General features: G+C 49.5%; 9 protein-coding genes. All 9 read left to right on the top strand.

The genetic code is table 11. The features are described from left to right. The first annotated feature begins 216 nt into the window (after positions 1–216). The 9 genes from ACOMHB_RS05890 to ACOMHB_RS05850 all read left to right on the top strand — a co-directional run bounded on the left by ACOMHB_RS05890 (position 217) and on the right by ACOMHB_RS05850 (position 20,599). On the top strand, positions 217–2,343 hold the full coding sequence (locus ACOMHB_RS05890; RefSeq protein ID WP_448215866.1) for a hypothetical protein: 2,127 nt from the start codon (positions 217–219) through the stop codon (positions 2,341–2,343). 150 nt (positions 2,344–2,493) lie between these two features. Continuing rightward, positions 2,494–4,158, top strand: a complete 1,665-nt coding sequence (locus ACOMHB_RS05885) for a hypothetical protein (protein WP_448215865.1) — start codon at positions 2,494–2,496, stop codon at positions 4,156–4,158. Between the two features lie 162 nt (positions 4,159–4,320). Then, positions 4,321–6,453: a hypothetical protein gene (locus tag ACOMHB_RS05880; protein WP_448215864.1), complete on the top strand. Its 2,133-nt coding sequence runs from the start codon at positions 4,321–4,323 to the stop codon at positions 6,451–6,453. 322 nt (positions 6,454–6,775) lie between these two features. Continuing rightward, complete coding sequence (locus ACOMHB_RS05875; RefSeq protein WP_448215863.1) at positions 6,776–8,809, top strand: hypothetical protein; 2,034 nt, start codon at positions 6,776–6,778, stop codon at positions 8,807–8,809. A 162-nt stretch (positions 8,810–8,971) separates the two neighbouring features. Continuing rightward, positions 8,972–11,131 carry a hypothetical protein gene (locus ACOMHB_RS05870; protein WP_448215862.1) on the top strand — a complete coding sequence of 720 codons (2,160 nt, stop codon included), beginning with the start codon at positions 8,972–8,974 and terminating at the stop codon, positions 11,129–11,131. Beyond that, positions 11,091–13,571: a hypothetical protein gene (locus tag ACOMHB_RS05865; RefSeq protein WP_448215861.1), complete on the top strand. Its 2,481-nt coding sequence runs from the start codon at positions 11,091–11,093 to the stop codon at positions 13,569–13,571. The genes ACOMHB_RS05870 and ACOMHB_RS05865 overlap by 41 nt, the downstream gene beginning before the upstream one ends. A 161-nt stretch (positions 13,572–13,732) precedes the next feature. Beyond that, complete coding sequence (locus ACOMHB_RS05860) at positions 13,733–16,354, top strand: hypothetical protein (RefSeq protein ID WP_448215860.1); 2,622 nt, start codon at positions 13,733–13,735, stop codon at positions 16,352–16,354. Positions 16,355–16,513: 159 nt separating this feature from the next. Further along, positions 16,514–18,382, top strand: a complete 1,869-nt coding sequence (locus ACOMHB_RS05855; RefSeq protein ID WP_448215859.1) for a hypothetical protein — start codon at positions 16,514–16,516, stop codon at positions 18,380–18,382. A gap of 117 nt (positions 18,383–18,499) precedes the next feature. Further along, positions 18,500–20,599, top strand: coding sequence for a hypothetical protein (locus ACOMHB_RS05850; protein WP_448215858.1), 2,100 nt, complete (start codon positions 18,500–18,502; stop codon positions 20,597–20,599). Positions 20,600–21,215: the final 616 nt, after the last annotated feature.

The following is a 21,215-nucleotide window of genomic DNA, read 5'->3' as shown; positions in this document are numbered from 1 at the left end:
GGCAAGGATAGAATTATTAAACACTCACTATTTGCGGCAGCGCTGTTACTGCTATGGTTGTCTGTCATCAGTCAGGCCGAACCCTTGACAAAGCGTTTTATAGTTGAGCTGCAACAGGATACAAGTACTCTAAACCAGAATTTTACTATGAAGCCGGACGGGCTTAAATTGGCGAGTAACCCGTCAGACGTTGCTGACACAAATTTAGAACGTCAAATGACGTATAATTATGACATAAAAATGACCTTCATTGAGTCAATTTCCTGGCAATGGCTCTACGCCACTAACCTGCTGCTTGCTTATGAGCTGATCCTGACCACCAAAGACATCCCTCTGAGTCCCACCCCTTATCCATGGCTACCAATAGAAACGGTTGTCACCGTCGGCTGGCTTTTAAAAAGCTATTGGAACCCCAATTCACTGCTGTTTAAACCGATTGAACGACAGTCTGAATCTATATTGACACAGGAGGGACTCCCGTTTGTGGTCACTGCTATGGAGCCAGATTCCGGAGATGAACAACAAGGCCAACCATCAGAATCATCTGACCAGCAAGCACCCGAAACACCTAAACGCTCTAAAGGCTATTTCATCAGCGTTCAGTATTCGGGCTCTGGTAATGGTGACGAAGCCCCTCAACAACACCAACACACATTAGATTTAAACTGTTTCATCTATCCTTGTCATGGCGTTTGCAGATTTCGATCAATGAATAGTCTTCAGCGCCAATGGGCTTCTGGCCAAACCTTTCAGCCTCAGGCACATCAACCTGATAATCTGCGAATGCCCGGGGGTGTGTCTGTCACTTCTGATGATTTGATTATAATCAACGGATTACTCAGTCTTCGTAATCAAGGCCCTCTTAAAGAAACCGTAATTTCCTGTGCGCCTGTGCATTTCACCCCGTCAATGGAAACTTTAGTAACAGAACAAACGACAGAACCATCCCAATGGGGGAAAAGCCCACCCCATCTCTCTCAGAAAGGCACAAGTGAAGCCAGAAGCCACAGCGGGAAACGAACTTGTGACTGGATGCTGGCCGAGGAGAATGGCCAACGGCGAGCATGCGGGAAGGTCTTCAACAATATTCACTCCCTGTCGGCCCACAAAAGCAGATACCACAGCGGGCAAAAAACTTGCGACGCAGAAGTGGTCGGGAAGGATGGCCTGCAGCGACCTTGCGGAAAAGTCTGCAAGAATGCTACCGTCCTGACGAATCACAAAAGCAGATACCACACCGGGCAAAGAACTTGCGACGCAAGAGTGGTCAGGAAGGATGGCCTGCGGCGACCTTGCGGAAAGGTCTGCAAGAACGCTCGCGTCCTGACGGATCACAAAAGAAAAGCCCACAGCGGACAAAGAACCTGTACTCTGATGGTGACCGGAGAAAATGGCCTGCGGCGACCATGCAGAAAGGTCTGCCTGAATGCTCGCGCCCTGACGAATCACAAAAGAAAAATCCACGGCGGACAACAAACCTGTGATCTGATGGTGATCGGAAAAGATGGCCTGCAGCGAACATGCGGGAAGATCTACAGTAGCGCCAGAGCCCTGTCTGATCACAAAGGCAAATACCATACCGGGCAAAAAACCTGTGACGCGACATTGCTCGGGGATGACGGCAAGGAGCAACCATGTGGAAAGGTCTGCAGGAATATTCAAGCCCTGCGGGATCACAATAGAAGGTACCACACCGGACAACAAATCTGTGACGCGACATTGCTCGGGAATGACGGCAAGGAGCAGCCATGCAGAAAGGTCTGCAGGAATCTTCAAACCCTGCGGGATCACAATAGAAGGTACCACACCGGACAACAAATCTGTGACATAAAACTGGTCGGAGAAGATAGCCAGCAGCGAACATGCGGGAAGATCTGCAAAAATTTTGCGGCCCTGTTGACTCATAAAATCAGAAACCACAGTGAACAAAAAACCTGTGAAGCAACCGTGGTCGGAGAGGATAACCAGCAGCGGCCATGCGGTAAGGTCTACAATAGTGCCAGAGCCCTCTCTGATCACAAATGCAAATACCATACCGGGCAAAGAACCTGTGATGTGATAGTGGTCGGCAATGATGGTAAAAAACGACCATGCGAAAAGGTCTGCAACAATATTCAAGCCCTCTCGGATCACAAAAAAAAAGACCATACCGGGCAACAAATCTGTGACGCTAGAGTGGTCGGGAAGGATGGCCAGTGGCGATCGTGTGGAGAGGTCTGCCAGAATGCTATCGCCCTGTCGAATCACAAAAGAACACATCGAAAACGCAAGCCTGAAAATGTTGACCGGGACGGTGACTTCAGCCCCCAAAAGATAACGCAAATAAGTAACGATCTTCAATAGCAGGTTTTTGACAGGGAAACACGCTTACTTTCTTGATCTATCCTTCCTTTCTGTATATCGGAACGCAAGGACAGGATTATTAAAAACTCACTTTTTTCGACACCGCTTTTTCTGCTACTCTTCTTACCTGCCATCGGCAAGGCCGAACCGTTGACAGGTCGTTTTATTGTCGAGCTTCAACAGAATTCAGGTCTTCCAAAACAGAGCTTTTCAATCGAGTCATACCGGAGTAAATGGTCGGATAAACCGTCAGGCGTTGCCGACATCGACATTTACTCAAGACTAGATTTACCATCCTGTAATGTACGTCAGATATCTAACAATTACGAAGTAAAAACAACTATCATTGAGTCAATTTCCTGGCGATGGCTTTACGCCTCGAATTTGCTGACTGCCGTCGAACTGATCTTTACCGCCAGAGTCTCCAATCTGAACTCTACGCCCTGTTTATGGCTACCTGTAGAAGCCGCTATTGCTGTCAGTTGGTTTTTAAAAAGCTATTGGAGCCCCAGTTCACTGCAGTTTAATCCGATGGAGCATCAAGAGGAGCAACAAGAGGCGACATCCATTTTGAGACATGGAGATCTACCATTTACCAACATCGCTATAATGCTTGGCTCTGGAAATAACCAACAACCCTGTCAACAACAAGACCAGTCATCAGAATCATCCGGCCAGCACGCTCCGGTAGCCACGGGCTATTCTACCAGTGTCCTGTATCCTCGCTCGTGTGACGGTAACGAAGACCCTCAACAACAGCAACATACCTTAGGTTTAAAATGCTTCGTCCAGCCCTGTTATGGTGTTTGTAAATTCCGACCCTCTTCCGAAAGCACGGGGCCAGCTGAATCGTCGCTGAATTATGAAGACGGGGTCGCCTCGAAATCAATGGGTACAAGGGCAACCGATAGGGTGGCCTCTGCCGGGCAGGCAACCTGCAACGTGGTAGTGTTTGGGGACGTCGGGCAGCTGAAGCAATGCCAGAGAATCTTCAAAACTGCTCAAGCCCTGCGTAATCACAAAAAAAGAGTCCATACCGGGCAAAAAATCTGTGATGTGGCCGTGTTCAGGGAAGATGGCCAGCTGCGGCCATGCGGAAAAGTCTACAAAAATGTTGATTCTCTATCGTCTCACAAAAGAAACTTCCACAGCGGACAAAAAACCTGTAATTCATCCGTGGTTGACGAGAATGGCCAGCTGCGGCCATGTGGAAAGCTCTGCAAAAATGCTAATTCTCTGTCGTCTCACAAAAGAAACTTCCACACCGGGCAACAAACCTGTGACTCAACCGTGGCTGGGGAGAATGGTCAGCTGCGGCCATGTGGAAAGCTCTGCAAAAGTGCTCATTCTCTGTCGTCTCACAAAAGAAACTTCCACACCGGGAAACAAATCTGTGACGTCAATGTGATCGGGGGGAATGGCCAGCAGCAGCCATGCGGAACAGTCTGCAGGAGTGCTCAAAACCTGTCGGAACACAAAAACAAATTCCACGGCGAGCAAAAAACCTGTGAGGAGGCCATTATCGGGGAAGATGGCCAGCCGCAGCCATGCGGGAGGATCTGCAAGAATACTTATAACCTGTTGTTCCACAAGTACAGAGTCCACGGCAAGCAACAAATCTGTGACGCGATAGTCTTCGGGGGAGGTGGCAGGCAGCGACAATGCAAGAAGGTCTGCAAAAATGCTCTTTCACTGTCGGTTCACAAAAGCAAATACCACAGAGGGCAACAAAAATGTGACCATCGAAAACGCAAGCCTGTTGATGCAAACCAGGATGATGATCTCAGTAATCCAAAAGGCAAAGCCGACAGGTAACGGTCTTCGACTGAAGGTTTTCACAGAATAACATCCTTATTCTCCTGGTCTATCCTTTCTTTCTGTAAACCAGAACGCAAGGATAGAATTATTAAGTTCTCACTCTCTGCGACACTGCTGTTGCTGCTAACGTTGTTGCCCGTCATCGGCCACGGCGAACCGTTGACAAAGCATTTTATTGTCGAGCTTCAAGAGGGTGCAGGTCATGCCAACAAAAATGGCCATGCAAGACAAGACTTACCGCTCGATAACAAACGACAAATATCCACCAATTATGGAGTAAAAAAAGCCATCATTGAGTCGATTTCCCGGCAATGGCTTTATGCCACGAATCTGCTGGTTGCCTTCGAACTGACCCTCACCACCAGAGACGCCACGACTCTGAGCTCCACACCTTGTTCATGGCTACCGGTAGAAGCGGCTCTGGCTGTCGGTTGGTTTTTAAAAAGTTATTGGAGTATCAATTCATTGTTGTCTAACTTGGTGGAACAGCAAGAGGCGACATCCATCCTGAGACAGGGAGATCAGCTATTTAGCAACATCGCTATAACGTTTGGCTCTGGAAATAATCAACAACCCTGTCAGCAACAGGACCAGCCATCAGCATCACCCGATCGGCAAGCTCCGGCAGCCAAAGGCTATTCCACCAGTGTCCAGTATTCTCGCACGGGGGACGGTGAAGAAGGTCCTCAACAACAGCAGCATACTCTGGGTTTAAATTGCTTCGTCCAGCCCTGTTATGGTGTCTGTAAATTCCAACGCTCTTCCGAAAGCACGGGACCAGCTGAATGGTCGCTGAATTGTGAAGACGGGGTCGCCCCGGACTCAATGGCTATAAGGGCAACCGATAGAGGGGCCTCTGCCGGGCAGGCAACCTGTAACCTGGTAGTGTTTGGGGAGGTTGGGCAGCTGCTGCAATGCGGAAAAGTCTACAAAAATGCTGATTCTCTGTCGTCTCACAAAAGACGCTTCCACACCGGGCAAAAAACCTGTGACGTCTCCGTGATCGGGGAAGATGGTCAGCAGCAATGCGGGCAAGTCTGCAAGAATGCTGTAGCCCTGTCACATCACAAAAGCAAATTCCACAGCGGGCAAAAAACCTGTGACTCGACCGTGATTGGGGAGAATGGCCAGCTGCGACCATGCGGGAAAGTCTGCAAGAATGCTCTAGCCCTGTCAAATCACAGAAGCAAATTCCACAGCGGGCAAAAAACCTGTGATTCAACTGTGGTTGGGGAGAATGGCCAGCTACGGCCATGTGGAAAGCTCTACAAAAATGCTGATTCTCTGTCGTCTCACAAAAGACGCTTCCACAGTCAGCAAAAAACCTGTGACTCAACCGTGGTTGGGGAGAATGGCCAGCTGCGGCCGTGTGGAAAGGTCTACAAAAATGCTCATTCTCTGTCGTCTCACAAAAGAAACTCCCACACCGGGAAACAAATCTGTGAGGTCAATGTGATCGGGGGGAATGGCCAGCAGCAGCCATGCGGAACAGTCTGCAGGAGTGCTCAAAACCTGTCGGAACACAAAATCAAAGCCCACGGCGAGCAAAAAACCTGTAACGTGGCCATTATCGGGGAAGATGGCCAGTCGCAACCCTGCGGGAGGATCTGCAAGAATACTTATAACCTGTTGTTCCACAAATACAGAGTCCACGGCAAGCAACAAATCTGTGACGCGACAGTCGTCGGGGAAGGTGGCAAGCAGCAACAATGCAAGAAGGTCTGCAAAAATGCTGCTGCCCTGTCGGCTCACAAAAGCAGCTATCACACCGGACAACAAACCTGTCATTTGACCCTGGTTGGGGAGGATGGTCAGCAGCAGCCATGCGGGAAGGTCTACAAGAATGCTCGTGCCCTGTCGGATCACAAAAGAAGACACCACACCAAGCTAAAAATCTGTGACGTAATCGTGGTCTTGGAGGATGGCCAGTCGAGGCCATGCGGGAAAGTCAGCAAGAATGCCTGTGCCCTCTCCGTTCACAAAAGCGGATACCACACAGGGCAAAAAAACTGTGACGTGACCGTGTTTGGTGAGAATCAGCAACCACGACCATGCGCAAAGGTCTTCAAGTGTGCTCGGGCCCTGTCAAATCATAAAAGCAGATACCACAGCGGACAAAAAACCTGTAGCACGACCGTGATTGGGGTGGACGACCAGCCGCGACCATGCGGGAAGGTCTGCAAAAGTGCTGAAGATCTCTTGAGTCACAAAGGAACACATCGAAAACGCAAGCCTGTTGATGTGAAACAGGATGATGATCTCATTAATCCAAAAGGCAAAGCCGACAGGTAATGGTCTTCGAATGAAGGTTTTCACAAAATAACATCCTTATTCTCCTAGCAGCCTGTCGGACTTGAGCGTCCGTAGCGAGGATTGCAAGAAATTGAGGATAAAAATCTCTGTTTCTGAGGAGAATAGCGAGCTATTTGACGAAGAAACAGAGATTTTTAGACCAATTTATTGCAACCGCAGTAGGACAGTCTTAAGTCCGACAGGCTGCTAGTCTATCCTTCCTTTCTGTAAACCAGAACGCAAGGATAGAATTATTAAGTTCTCACTCTCTGCGGCACTACTGCTGCTAACGTTGTTGTCCGTTATCGGCCACAGCGAACCGTTGACAAAGCATTTTATTGTCGAGCTTCAAGAGAGTGCAGGCCATGCCAACAAAAATGACCATGCAAGACAGGATTTACCGCCCGATAACAAAGGACAAATATCCGCCAATTATGGAGTAAAAAAAACCATCATTGAGTCGATTTCCCGGCAATGGCTTTACGCCACGAATCTGCTGGCTGCCTTCGAACTGCCCCTTACCACCAGAGATGCCATGACTCTGAGCTCCACACCTTGTTCATGGCTACCGGTAGAAGCGGCTCTTGCTGTCGGTTGGTTTTTAAAAAGTTATTGGAGTATCAATTCATTGTTGTTTAACTCGGTGGAACAGCAAGAGGCGACATCCATCCTGAGACAGGGGGATCAGCCATTGACCAATATCGCTATAATGTTCGGCTCTGAAAATAATCAACAACCCTGTCAGCAACAGGAGCAGCCATCAGAATCATCCGGCCAGCAGACCTCGCTGGCCATAAGTTATTTCACCAGCGTCCTGTCTTCTCGCTCGAGTGACGGTAACGAAGACCCTCAACAACAGCAACATACTCTGGATTTAAATTGCTTCGTCCAACCCTGTTATGGTGTCTGTAAATTCCAACCATCTTCCGAAAGCACGGAGCCAGCTGAATGGTCGCTGAACTGTGAAGACGGGGTCGCCTCAGACGGGGTCGCCCCGAACTCAATGGCTACAAAGACAACCGATAGGGGAGCCTCTACCGGGCAGGCAACCTGCAACGTGGTAGTGGTTGGGGAGGTCGGGCAGCTGCTGCAATGCAAGAGAATCTTCAAAACTGCTCAAGCCCTGCGTAATCACAAAAAAAGAGTTCATTCCAGGCAAAAAATCTGTGACGTGCCCGTGTTCAGGGAAGATGGCCAGCCGCAGCCATGCGGAAGAGTCTACAAAAATGCTGATTCTCTGTCGTCTCACAAAAGACTCTACCACACCAGGCAACAAACCTGTGACGTGACCGTGGTCGGGGAGGATGGTCATCAGCCGTGCGGGAAAGTCTGCAAGAATGCTGCAGCCCTGAAACATCACAAAAGCACATTCCACAGCGAGCAAAAAACCTGTGACTCAACCGTGGTTGGGGATAATGGCCAGCCGCGACCATGTGGGAAAGTCTGCAAGAATGCTGCAGCCCTGTCACAACACAAAAGCACACTCCACAGCGGGCAAAAAACCTGTGACTCAACCGTGGTTGGGGATAATGGCCAGTCGCGACCATGTGGGAAAGTCTGCAAGAATGCTGCAGCCCTGTCACGACACAAAAGCATATTCCACAGCAGGCAAAAAACCTGTGACTCAACCGTGGTTGGGGAGAATGGCCAGCTGCAGCCATGTGGAAAGGTCTGCAAAAATGCTCATTCTCTGTCGTCTCACAAAAGAAACTTCCACACCGGGAAACAAATCTGTGCCGTCAATGTGATCGGGGGGAATGGTCAGCAGCAGCCATGCGGAACAGTCTGCAGGAGTGCTCAAAACCTGTCGGAACACAAAAACAAATTCCACGGCGAGCAAAAAACCTGTGACGAGGCCATTATCGGGGAAGATGGCCAGCCGCAACCCTGCGGGAGGATCTGCAAAAATACTTATACCCTGTTGTACCACAGATACAGAGTCCACGGCGAGCAAAAAATCTGTGACGCGATAACAGTAGGGGAAGATGGCAAGCAGCGACAATGCAAAAAGGTCTGCAAAAATGCTCTGGCACTGTCGGTTCACAAAAGCAAATACCACAGAGGGCAACAAAACTGTGACGTGTCCGTGGTCGGGGAAGATGGCCTGCCGCAGCCATGCGGGAAAGTCTGCAAGAATGCCAGTGCTCTCTCCGTTCACAGAAGCAGATACCACAACGGGCAACAAACCTGTAACACGATCGTAGTTGGGTTGGACGGCCAGCCGCAGCCATGCGGGAAGGTCTGCAAAAGTGCTAAAGATCTCTTGAGTCACAAAGGAACACATCGAAAACTCAAGCCTGTTGATGTGAAACAGGATGATGATCTCAGTAATCCAAAAGGCGAAGCCGACAGGTAATGGTCTTCAACTGGAGGTTTTCATAAAGTAACATCCTTATTCTCCTGGTCTATCCTTCCTTTCTGTAAAACAGAACGCAAGGATAGAGTTATTAAGTTCTCACTCTCTGCGGCACTGCTGTTGCTGCTACCGTTGTTGCCCGTCATCGGCCACGGCGAACCGTTGACAAAGCATTTTATTGTCGAACTTCAAGAGAGTGCAGGCCCTGCCAACAAACATGGCCATGCAAGACAAGATTTACCGCCCGATAAAAAACGACAAATATCCAACAATCACGGAGTAAAAAAAACCATCATAGAGTTGATTTCCTGGCAATGCCTCTATGCCACGAGTCTGCTGGTTGCCTTCGAACTGACCTTTACTACCAGGGACGCCACGCCTCTGAGCTCCATACCTTGTTCATGGCTACCGGTAGAAGCGGCTATAGCTGTCGGTTGGTTTTTAAAAAGTTATTGGAGTATCGATTTACTGCTGTTTAACCCTCTGGGACGTCAAGAGAAACATCAAGAGGCGACATCCATCCTGAGACGGGGGGATCAGCGATTTAGCAACCTCGCTATAACCTTTGGCTCTGGAAATAATCAACAACCCTGTGTGCAACAGGACCAACCCTCAGAATCAACCGGCCAGCAGACCTCGGTGGCCATAAGTTATTTTACCAGCGTCCTGTCTTCTCGCTCGGGTGACGGTAACGAAGACCCTCAACAACAGCAACATACTCTGGGTTTAAATTGCTTCGTCCAACCCTGTTACGGTGTCTGTAAATTCCAACCCTCTTCCGAAAGCACGGGGCCAGCTGAATGGTCGTTGAATTGTGAAGACGGGGTCGCCTTGGATCAAGCCAACACGGAGTCAATGGGTTCAGGGGCAACCAATACATCGGCCCCTGCCTGGCAGGCATGCAACATGATAGTGGTCGGAAAGGATGGCCAGCTTCGGCAATGCGAGAAAGTCTTCAAGAGTGCTCAAACCTTGTCGAATCACAAAAGAACAGTCCACTCCAGGCAAAAAACCTGTGACGTGACCGTGTTCAGGGAGGATGGCCAGCTGCAGCTATGTGGAAAGGTCTGCAAAAATGTTAACTCTCTGTTGTCCCACAAAAGAAACTTCCACACCGGGAAACAAATCTGTGACGTCAAAGTGATCGGGGAGAATTGCCAGCAGCAGCCATGTGGAAGAGCCTGCAGGAATAATCAAGAACTGTCGTATCACAAAAAAATATTCCATAGCGAGCAAAAAACCTGCGACGTGACAATGATCGCGGAAGACGGCAAGCCGCAACCATGCGGGACGGTCTGCAAGAATGCCCACACCCTGTTGTCCCACAAATACAGATTCCACGGCAAGCAACAAATCTGTGACATGATAGTCGTTGGGGAAGGTGGCAAGCTTCGACAATGCAGGAAGGTCTGCAAAAATCCTCCTGCCCTGTCGGCTCACAAAAGCAGATACCACAGAGGGCAACAAACCTGTGACGTGACCGTGGTTGGCGAGGATTACCAATCATGGCCGTGCGGAAGGGTCTGCGAGAGTGCTCAAAGCCTGTCAAATCACAAACGCAAATTCCACAGCGGCCAAAAAGCCTGTAACTCGACCCTGATTGGGGAGAATGACCTGCCGCAGCGATGCGGGGTAGTCTGCAAGGATTCTCAAACTCTTTCGGATCACAAAAGAAGAGACCACACCGGGCAAAAAATCTGTAGCTCTAACGTGATTGGGGAGGATGGCCAACTGAGGCCATGCGGAAACATCTGCAAGAATGCTAAAGCCCTGTCTACTCACAAAAGCACATTCCACAGTGGACCAAGAACCTGTAACTCAACCGTGGTTGGGGATAATGGCCAGCTGCGGCCATGCGGGATGGTCTGCAGGAATTATGGAGCTCTGTCGGATCACAAAAGAAGAAACCACACCAAGCTAAAAATCTGTGACGTGACACTGGTCTGGGAGGATGGCCAGCCACGTCCATGCGGGAAAGTCTGCAAGAATGCCAGTGCCCTCTCCATTCACAAAAGCGGATACCACACAGGGCAAAAAAAATGTGACGTGACCGTGATTGGTGAGAATCAGCAACCGCGACCATGCGCAAAAGTCTTCAAGTGTGCTCGAGCCCTGTCAAATCACAAAAGCAATTGCCACAGCGGACAAAAAACCTGTAACACGACCGTGATTGGGGTGGAAGGCCAGCCGCAGCCATGCGGGAAGGTCTGCAAAAATAATAAAGATCTCTCAAATCACAAAAGAACACATCGAAAACGCAAGCCTGTTGATGTGAAACAGGATGATGATGTCAGTGGTCCAAAAGGTAGAGCCGACAGATAACGGTCTTCAACTGAAGGTTATTGACAGAGTAACACCCTTATTTTTCTGGTCTATCCTTCCTTTCTGTAAACCAGAACGCAAGGGTAGAATTATTGAACTCTCACTCCATGCGGCACTGCAGTTGCTGTCAGCTTTATTGCCCGTCATCGGCCAGGCCGAACCGTTGACAAGCCATTTTATTGTCGAGCTTCAACAGAGTGCAGGCCTTCGAAAACAGAGCTTTTCAATAAACCCGGAACAGCGTACATGGTCGTATATCCCGTCTGGCCCTGCCTGCCAAAACGGCTATGCAAGGCCAGATTTAGCCACCGATAACAAACGACAAATAACCCCCAATTATGGAGTAAAAAAAACTATCATTGAGTCGATTTCCTGGCAATGGCTTTACGCCACGAATCTGCTGGCTGCCTTCGACCCGCCCCTAATTACCAGAGACCTCACACCTCTGGGCTCCACACCCTGTTCATGGCTACCGGTAGAAGCGGCTGTAACTGTCGGTTGGTTTTTAAACAGTTATTGGAATCTCAATTCACTGATGTTTAACCCGATAGAACATCAAGAGGAACAACAAGAGGCGACATCCATCCTGAAACAGGAGAATCAGCCATTTAGCAACATCGCTATAATGTTTGGCTCTGGAAATAACCAACAACCTTGTCAGCAACAGGACCAGCGATCAGAATCAACCGGGCAGCAGACCCCGATGGCCGTAAGCTATTTTACCAGCGTCCTGTATTCTCGCTCGGGGGACGGTAATGAAGATCCTCAACAGCAGCAGCACACATTGGGTTTAAATTGCCTCGTCCAGCCCTGTTATGGCGTTTGTATATTCCGACCATCTTCCGAAAGCACGGGGCCAGCTGAATGGTTGTTGAATTGTGAAGACGGGGTCGCCCTAGACGAGTTCGCCCTAGACGAGTTCGCCCTAGACGAGCTCGCCCTAGACGAGTTCGTCTTTGACGGGGTCGCCTTAGACGGGGTCGCCTTAGACGAGTTCGCCTTAGACGAGTTCGCCTTAGACGAGTTCGTCTTTGACGGGGTCGCCTTAGACGGGGTCGCCTTAGACGGGGTCGCCCCGAACTCAATGTGTGCAGGGACAACCGAGACAAGAGCCTCTGCCGGGCAGATAACCTGCAATGTAGAAGTAGTAGTTGAGGAGGGTGGCCAGCTTCAGCAATGCGGGAGAGTCTTCAAGAGTGCTCAAGCCCTGTTGATTCACAAAAGTAAATTACACAGCGGGCAAAAAACCTGTGACCTGGCCATTATCGGGGAAGATGGTAAGTCGCAACCATGCGGGAAAGTCTACAAAAATGCCCTTGCCCTCTCCGTTCACAAAAGCGGATACCATACCGGGCAACAAACCTGTGACTTAACCACAATCGGGGAGTCTGGTCAGCAGCGGCCATGCGGGAAAGTCTGCAAGAATGCCCTTGCCCTGTCCGTTCACAAAAGCGGATACCATAGCGGGAAAAAAATCTGTGACTTTCCCCTGGTTGGCGAGGATCACCAAATGCGGCCATGCGGAAAAGTCTGCAAAAATGCTCATTCTCTATGGTCTCACAAAAGAAACTTCCACACCGGGAGACAAATCTGTGACGTCACTGTGATCGGGGTGAATGGCCAGCAGCAGCCATGCGGAACAGTCTGCAGGAGCGCTAGCCTGACGTATCACAAAAACAAATTCCACGGAGAGCAAAAAACCTGTAGCGTGACCGTGGTTGGCGAGGATCAGCAATCACGGCCATGCGGAAGGGTCTTCCGGAGTGCCCAAACCCTGTCAAATCACAAATACAAATTCCACAGCGGCCAAAAAACCTGCAACTCTATCGTGATTGGGGAGAATAACCTGCCGCGACCATGTGGGTCAGTCTGCGGGGGTTCTCGAGCTCTTTCGGATCACAAAAGAAGACACCACACCGGGCAAAAAACCTGTAACTCTAAAGTGATTGGGGAGGATGGCCAACTGCGACCATGCGGAAATATCTACAAGAATGCTAAAGCCCTTTCAACTCACAAAAGTTCATTCCACAGTGGAGAAAGAACCTGTAATTCTAGCGTGATTGGGGAGGATGGCCAGCTGCGGCCATGCGGGATGGTCTGCAGGAGTTATGGAACTCTGTCGAATCACAAAAGAAGGGACCACACCGGGCCAAAAACCTGTGACGAGATCCTGGTCGGAAAGGAGGGTCAGCAGCAGCCATGTGGGAAAATTTGCAAGAATGCCAGTGCCCTCTCCGTTCACAAAAGCAGATACCACAGCGGGCAACAAACCTGTAACACGACCATGCTTGGGGTAAACGGCCAGCAGCGGCGATGCGGGAAGGTCTGCAAAAGTGCTCAAGATCTCTCGAATCACAAAGGAACACATCGAAAACGCAAGCCTGTTGATGTGAGCCAGAACGCTGACCTCAGTGCTCCAGAAGGTAAAGCCAACAGGTAATGATCTTTAATTGAAGGTTTTTGATGGAGTAACACCCTTATTTTCTTGATCTATCCTTCCTTTCTGTAAACCCGATCGCCAAGGATAAAATTATTAAACTCTCACTCTCTGCAGCACTGTTGCTGCTACCGTTGTTATCTGTCTTCAGTCAGGCCGAACTGTTGACAAAGCATTTTATTGTCGAGCTTCAAAAGAGTGCAGGTCTTCCAAACCAGAGCTTTTCAATAAAGCCATACCAGAGTAAATGGTCAGATAACCCTTCAGGCCTTGCCGACACAAACGGTTATGCAAGATCAGATTTACCACCCGACGATAGACGACAGATAACTAACAATTACGAAGTAAAAACAACCATTATTGAGTCGATTTCCTGGCGATGGCTTTACGCCACGAATCTTCTGGCTGCCTTCGAACTCATCTTTATCACCAGAGTCTCTCCTCTGAGTTCAACATCTTGTTCATGGCTACCGGTGGAAGCGGCTATAGCTTTCGGTTGGCTTTTAAAAGACTATTGGAGCCCCGGCATACTGCTGTCTGACCTGATGAAGCATCAAGAGGCGACATCCATCCTGAGACAAGGGGATCAACCATTTACCAACATCGTTATAATGTTTGGCTCCGACCATAACCAACAACCTTGTCAGCAACAGGACCAGACAACAGAATCTTCCGGCCAGCATGCCACGCTGGCCACAGGCTACTCCACCAGCGTCCTGTATTTTCGCTCGGTTGACGGTAACGAAGACCCTCAACAACAGCAGCATACTTTGGGTTTAAATTGTTTTGTCCAAACCTGTTGTGGCGTCTGTAAATTCCGACCATCTCCCAAAAGCATGGAACCAGTTGAACGGTCTCTGAATTGTGAAGACGGGGTCGCCTCAGACGGGGTCGCCCAGAACTCAATAGCTGCAGGGGCAACCGATACACCAGCCCCTGCCGGGCAATCAACCTGCAACGTGATGCTGGTCGGGAAAGATGGTCTGCTTCGACAATGCAAGAGAGTCTTAAAGAGTGCCAAAGCCCTGTCGAATCACCAAAGAAGAGTCCATACCAGGCAAAACATCTGTGAAGTGATCGTATTCAGGAAGGATGGCCAGCTGCGCCCCTGTGGAAAGGCTTACCAAAATGCTAATTCTCTGTCGTCTCACAAAAGAAGCTTCCACACCGGGCAACAAACCTGTGATGTTACCGTGACCAGGGGGAATGGCCAGCAGCTGTCATGCGGAAAGATCTGCAAGAGTGCTCAAGCCCTGTCAATTCACAAAAGCAAATTCCACAACGGGCAAACAACCTGTATAGAGAAAATTGTCGGGGAAGATGGCAGGCCACGGCCATGTGGGAAGGTCTTCAAGAATGCTTATGCAGTGTCGCTTCACAAAAACAGAGTCCACGGCAAACAACAAATCTGTGACGTTACAGTGATCGGAAAAAATGGCCAGTTGCTGCCATGCAGGGCAATCTGTAAAAACGCTAAAGCTTTTTCGGATCACAAAAGAAGATTGCATGGCGGGCAACAAACCTGTGACGTGACCTTGGTCGGGAAGGATGGTCAGCAGAAGCCATGCGGGAAAGTCTGCAAAAGTGCCTGTGCCCTCTCCGTTCACAAAAGCGGATACCACACCGGACAAAAAACCTGTGACTTTACCTTCTTTGGCGAGGATCAAAGACCGCAGCCATGCGGAAAGGTCTGCAAGAATGCTCAAGCCCTGGCAAGTCACAAAAAGAGATCGCACAGCGGGAAAAAAACCTGTGACTCAGCTGTGGTAGGTAAGGATGGCCAGCCGAGGCCATGCGGGATGGTCTGCAAGAATTACGAAACTCTGTCGGATCACAAAAGAAACTTCCACGCCGAGCAACAAATCTGTCAATTGACCGTGGTAGACGAAGATCAACAACTGCGGCTGTGCGGAAAGGTCTTCAAAAGTCCTCAAGCCCTGTCAAGTCACAAAAGCAGACTCCACAGTGGGCAAAGAACCTGTTATACGACAGTGATTGGTGAAGATGGCCAGCTACTACCATGCAGGACAGTCTGCAAGAATGCTAAAGATTTTTCGAATCACAAAAGAAGACTCCACACCGGGCAAAAGGTATGTGAACTAACTGTGGTCGAAAAGGATGGTCGGCAGCAGCCGTGCGGTAGAGTCCTCAAGAGTGCCTTTGACTTCTCCGTTCACAAAAGCAGATACCACAGCGGACAACAAACCTGTGACTTTCCCCTGGTTGATGAGGATCACCAATCGCGGCCATGTGGAGAGGTCTGCAAGAATGCTCAAGCCCTGTCAATTCACAAAAGCAAATCGCACAGTGGGCAAAAAATCTGTGACTTTACCGTCGTTGGGAAAGGCGGCCAGCCGCGACCATGCGGGAAGGTCTGCAACAACCGCATAGCACTGTGGGATCACAAAAGATGCCAACACACCAGGCAAAAAACCTGTGACGTGACCATGGTTGGCGAGGATCACCAACCGCGTTTGTGCGCTAAGGTCTGCAAGAGTGCTCAAGCCCTGTCAACTCACAAAAGCAAATTCCACAGCGGGCAAAGAGCCTGTGACTCGACCGTGATTGCGAAGGATGGCCAGCCGCAGCCATGCGGGATGATATGCAGGAACTCTGGAGCTCTGTCGTATCACAAAAGAAAAGAGCACAGCGGACAACAAACCTGCAACGAAATCCTGATCACAGAGGATGGCCAGTCAGAGCTATGCGGGATGGCCTGCAAAAATGCTCAAGATCTCTCAAGTCACAAAAGAGTACATCGAAAACGCAAGCCTGTTGATAAGTAGGACAATAACCTCACTCATCCAGAAGCTAAAACGAATCAGTAATGATCTTTAACAGAGAGACTTTGACAGAATACGTCCTTATTTTCTTGATCTATTCTTCTTCTCTGTAAACCAGAACGCAGTGATAGTATTATTAAACACTCATTTGCGGCATCGATCTTGCTGTTAGCGTTGCTGCCTGTCATCGGCCAGGCCGAATCGTTGAAAAAATGTTTTACTGTCGAATTTCAACAGAGTAAAGGTCTTCCAAGCCAGAGCTTTCTTATAGAACCAGACAAAAGTACATGGTCGGATAACCCGTCAGACTTTGCTGAAACAAGCAGCTATGCAAGACCAGATTTATCAACGGATAGTATACGACACAAAAATAACAGTTACAGAGTAAAAACAACAATCATTGAGTCGATTTCCTGGCAACGGCTTTATGCCACTAACCTGCTGGTTGCTTACGAACTGACCCTGACCACCAGATGCACACCGCTGGCCCCCACCGCTTATTCATGGTTACTGATAGAAACGGTTCTCGCTGTCGACTGGATGTTAAAAAGTGTTTGGAACCCCGATTCACCTCTGTTTAAACCAATTGAACTACAGCCGTCATCTATATTGACGCAGGGAGGGCACATATTTGCGATCACCACTGTGGAGCCAGGCTCTGGACAAGGGCAACAACAAGGCCAGCTATCACAATTAGCTGACCAACAGACCAAACAGCCAACCCGCCAAACTGCAAGCGCTATGAGCCACGCCCTCTATTCCTGCCCCGGCGATGGTAATGGAGACTCTAAACAACACTCACATACTCTGGGTTTAGATTGTTTCGTCCATCCCTGTCATGGCGTTTGCAGGCTACGAACTTCATCCGATCCTACACATTCAATGACTACAGGGACTGCATGTGCTGACCCTGTAGTGTCACTGAGAGATGAAGTTCCAACGCCCGGGAATTTGCCTGCCAGCACTGAAGATCTGATTATAGTCGAGGGGTTACTCAGTCTGAGTAAATACAAACCTCACGAAGAAACCGAAATTTCCTTTACACCTGTCCATATCACATTCCCAATGGCGATTTCAGCAACCCGACAAACAACAGAATCACCCCAATGGGGCCAAAGCCCGCCTCGTCTTTCCCGGACAGGCACCAGACAAGTCACTGACCACAGCGGGAATCGAACCTGTTACGAGACCCTGTCGGGGGATAATGGTCAGCAGCGACCATGTGGTAAAATCTGCAAAAGTACTTCGGCCCTGAAGGTTCACAAAAGCAGATACCATAGCGGGAAAAGAAGCTGTTACACGGCCGTGGTTGGAGAGGATGGTGGAAAGCGACAATGCGGAAAGATCTGCATCAATGCTCAAGCACTGTGGGAGCACAAAAAAAGAGACCACAGCGAGCGACAAATCTGTGACGTAACAGTGGTCAAAAAGGATGGCAAGCAGGGACCATGCGGGAAGATCTACAAGAATGTTCCTACCCTGTCGATACACAAAAGCAGATACCATACCGGGCAAAGAACCTGTCAGTTGACAATAGTCAGGGAGGATGGCCAGCAGCGGTCATGCGGAAAGGTCTGCAACAATCTTCAAGCCCTCACGGATCACAAAAAAAGAGACCATACCGGGCGACAAACCTGTGACTCAAGAGTGGTCGAAAAGGATGGCCAGCAGCGACTATGCGGGAAGGTCTGCCAGAATGCTCGCACCCTTCTGGATCACAAAAGAAACACCCACAGCGGGCCAAAAACCTGCGACTTAACAGTGGTAGGACAGGATGGCCCGCCGCAGCAATGCGGAAAAATCTTTAAGAGTTCCCAGGCCCTGTCAACTCACAAAAGCAGATTCCACAGCGGGCGAAAGAGCTGCGACTCGACCGTGGTTGGGGAAGATGGCCAGTCACAGCCATGCGGGAAGGTCTGCATAAGTGCTAAAGCTCTCTCGAATCCTGAAAGAATACATCGAAAACGCAAGCCTGATGATGTGAACCAGGATGATGACCTCAGTGCTCCAGGAGGTAAAACCAAAAGGTAATGATCACTACAAGAATTTTTTTACAAAAAAATATCTTTATTTTCCTGATCTATCCTTGCTTTCTGTAAACCAGAACACAAGGATAGAATTATTAAACACTCACTCTTTGCGGCATCAATGTTGCTGCTACTGTTGTTATCTGTCATCGCTCAGGCCGAATCGTTAACAAGGGGTTTTGTCGTCGAGCTTCAACAGGATCCTGGCTCTCCAAACCAGAGTTTTTTTATAAACTCAGACCCGCTTACATTGTCGGGCAAACCGTCAGTCATCACCAAAAGCTATTCAGGATCAGATTTTCCACCTTATGACAAACGACAAAGACCTGACAGTAACAGGGTAAAAACACCCCTTATCGAGTCCATTTTCTGGCAATGGCTTTACGCCACTGATCTGCTGGTTACCTACGAACTGACCCGGGCCACCAGAGGTACAGCACTGAGCCCCACTCCTTATTCATGGCTACTGATAGAAATGGCTGTCGCTGTCGGCTGTTTTTTACAAAGTTATTGGAACCCCGATTCATTGCTGTTTAAACCATTTGGTATACATATGTCGTTTATATTGACATTGGAAGATCACAGGTTTGTGATCACCACCATGGTGCCTGGCTCTGAACAACAGCAACAACAAGGCCAGCTATCACAATCAACTGGCAAACAGGCCCCACAAGCCAGCAGCCAACCTGCAAGCGCTTTCAACAGTACCCTGTATTCTGGCTCTGCCGACGGTAACGGAGACTCTCAACAACAGTCACATACTTTGGGTTTAAATTGTTTCGTCCATCCCTGTCATGGCGTTTGCAAGTTCCGATCATTATCGGATCATACCTATTCAATGAGTGCATGGACTGCTTGTGCTGACCCTATCGGACCACCCGGTAATAAAGCAACAATACCCGGGAATTTGCCTGCCAGCGCTAATGACTGGATTATAATCCAGGGGCTTCTCATTCTGGGTCAGCAAGGAACTGACAATGAAAACGAAATTTCCTCTACACCTGCTCACTTTACCCCCTTAATGGTGACTTCAGAAACACAACAAACCGCTACAGAAACACCTCAATGGGGTCAAAGACCACCTGGTCTTTCCCGGACAGTCACCGGGCAGGCCACTGAACAAAGCGAGAAACTAATCTGTGACCTGACCCTGTCCGGTGAGAATGCTCAACAGCGACGATGCGGAAAGGTCTGCAAGACTTCTCATGCCCTGTCGCTTCACAAAAGCAGATACCACAGCGGGCACAGAACCTGTGCCGTGACTGTGGTCGGGGAGGATGGTAAAGAGCGATCATGCGGAAAAGTCTGCAACAATGCTAACGCCCTGACGAAGCACAAACGAAAAGATCACTCCGGGCAACAAATCTGTGACACATCAGTGGTCAGGAAGGATGGTCGGCAGCGACCTTGCGGGAAGGTCTGCAAGAACGCAATAGCTCTGTCGGAGCACAAAAGAAACATCCACAGCGGGCAAAAATCCTGTGACCTGACTGTTGCCGGTGAAGATAGCCAGCTGCGGCTATGCGGATTGGTCTGCAATAATACTCAAGCCTTGTCTTATCACAAAGTCAGAGAGCATCGCGGTCAACAAACCTGTAAGCTAATTATGGTCGGAGAGGATGGCCAGCAGAGGCCATGTGGGAAAATCTGTAAAAATGCCTATAGCCTGTCATATCACAAAAGAAAAGAGCACAGCGGGCAACAAACCTGTGAACTGACCCTTGTCGGGGAGGATGGCCAGCCACAGCCATGCGGGACGACCTGTAAAAATGCCCAAGCCCTGTATTATCACAAAATCAAAAACCACACCCGGCAACAAACCTGCAACGTGAATCTGGTCACGGAGGATGGTCTGAAGCGGCCATGTGGGACGACCTGTAATAATGCCCTGGCCCTGTCATATCACAAAAGAAGAGACCACACCGGGCAACAGACCTGCAACGCGATTCTGGTCACGGAGGATGGCCAGCTGCAGCCATGTGGGACGACCTGTAATAATGCCCTGGCCCTGTCATATCACAAAAGAAGAGACCACACCGGGCAGCAAACCTGCAACGTGGCCCTGATCTCAGAGGATAGCCAGCCAAAGCTATGCGGGAGGGTCTGCAAAAACGCTGATGCTCTCTCGAGTCACAAAAAAAGACATCGAAAACGCAAGCATGATGATGTGAACCAGGATGATGACCTCAGTGCTCCAAGAACTAAAACCAACAGGTATTGACATCCTCCCCGCCCTAAAGAGGGTGTCGCAAAACTTCAACAGCTCGTTCTCACGCTCTGAAGTCGTCATTCCCGCGAAGGCGGGAATCCAGCGCCAACGGTGGATCTCTGCCTTCTCGGGGGTGACAAGGCCAGGGGGACACCGGGCAGTATGGTTCTGGTGGAGAGTCAGTGTGGATTCCCGCCTTCGCGGGAATGACGAGAATGAAGCCGACAATGACGGGAGTCAACGCGTTCCCACGCCGGAGAGAGTTTTGCGACACCCTCTAAAGGACGGGGATTCCTACCACCAGACGGTCATGCCCGACCGCAGTGTATACCTTACCCAGTAGCGGCATACACCTTATTCGACAATCTGCTCTACCTTTCGGATTGTCTAGGCGACCCCGTTAACAAACACGGGCAGAAAGCGGAAGGTATTTTACTTTTCCTGTCAGGTAGCGTAATCGCAAAAAACACCTGACGGATAGCAAAGTAGTACAAGGGGCTTGCTTTGCAAGCCGAGCTTACATCCCCGTCCTCAAAGTACGGGGTTTTACGCTCATTCGATAAGATATCGTCCGGTGCGGCCTCTGGTTTTTAACTGTGTTTTTTAACAAAGTGTCTTCGACAGAAAA

It is taken from the genome of Endozoicomonas sp. 2B-B (assembly GCF_053470045.1).
Note: the sequence above shows the minus strand (reverse complement) of the source record. Positions and strands in the feature narration are given on the sequence as shown.

Excerpts from the sequence above, each read along its gene's own strand:
- ACOMHB_RS05890 (WP_448215866.1), top strand. The coding sequence starts at position 217 with ATGACGTATAATTATGACATAAAAATGACCTTCATTGAGTCAATTTCC.
- ACOMHB_RS05865 (WP_448215861.1), top strand. The coding sequence starts at position 11,091 with ATGATGATGTCAGTGGTCCAAAAGGTAGAGCCGACAGATAACGGTCTT.
- ACOMHB_RS05850 (WP_448215858.1), top strand. The coding sequence starts at position 18,500 with ATGTTGCTGCTACTGTTGTTATCTGTCATCGCTCAGGCCGAATCGTTA.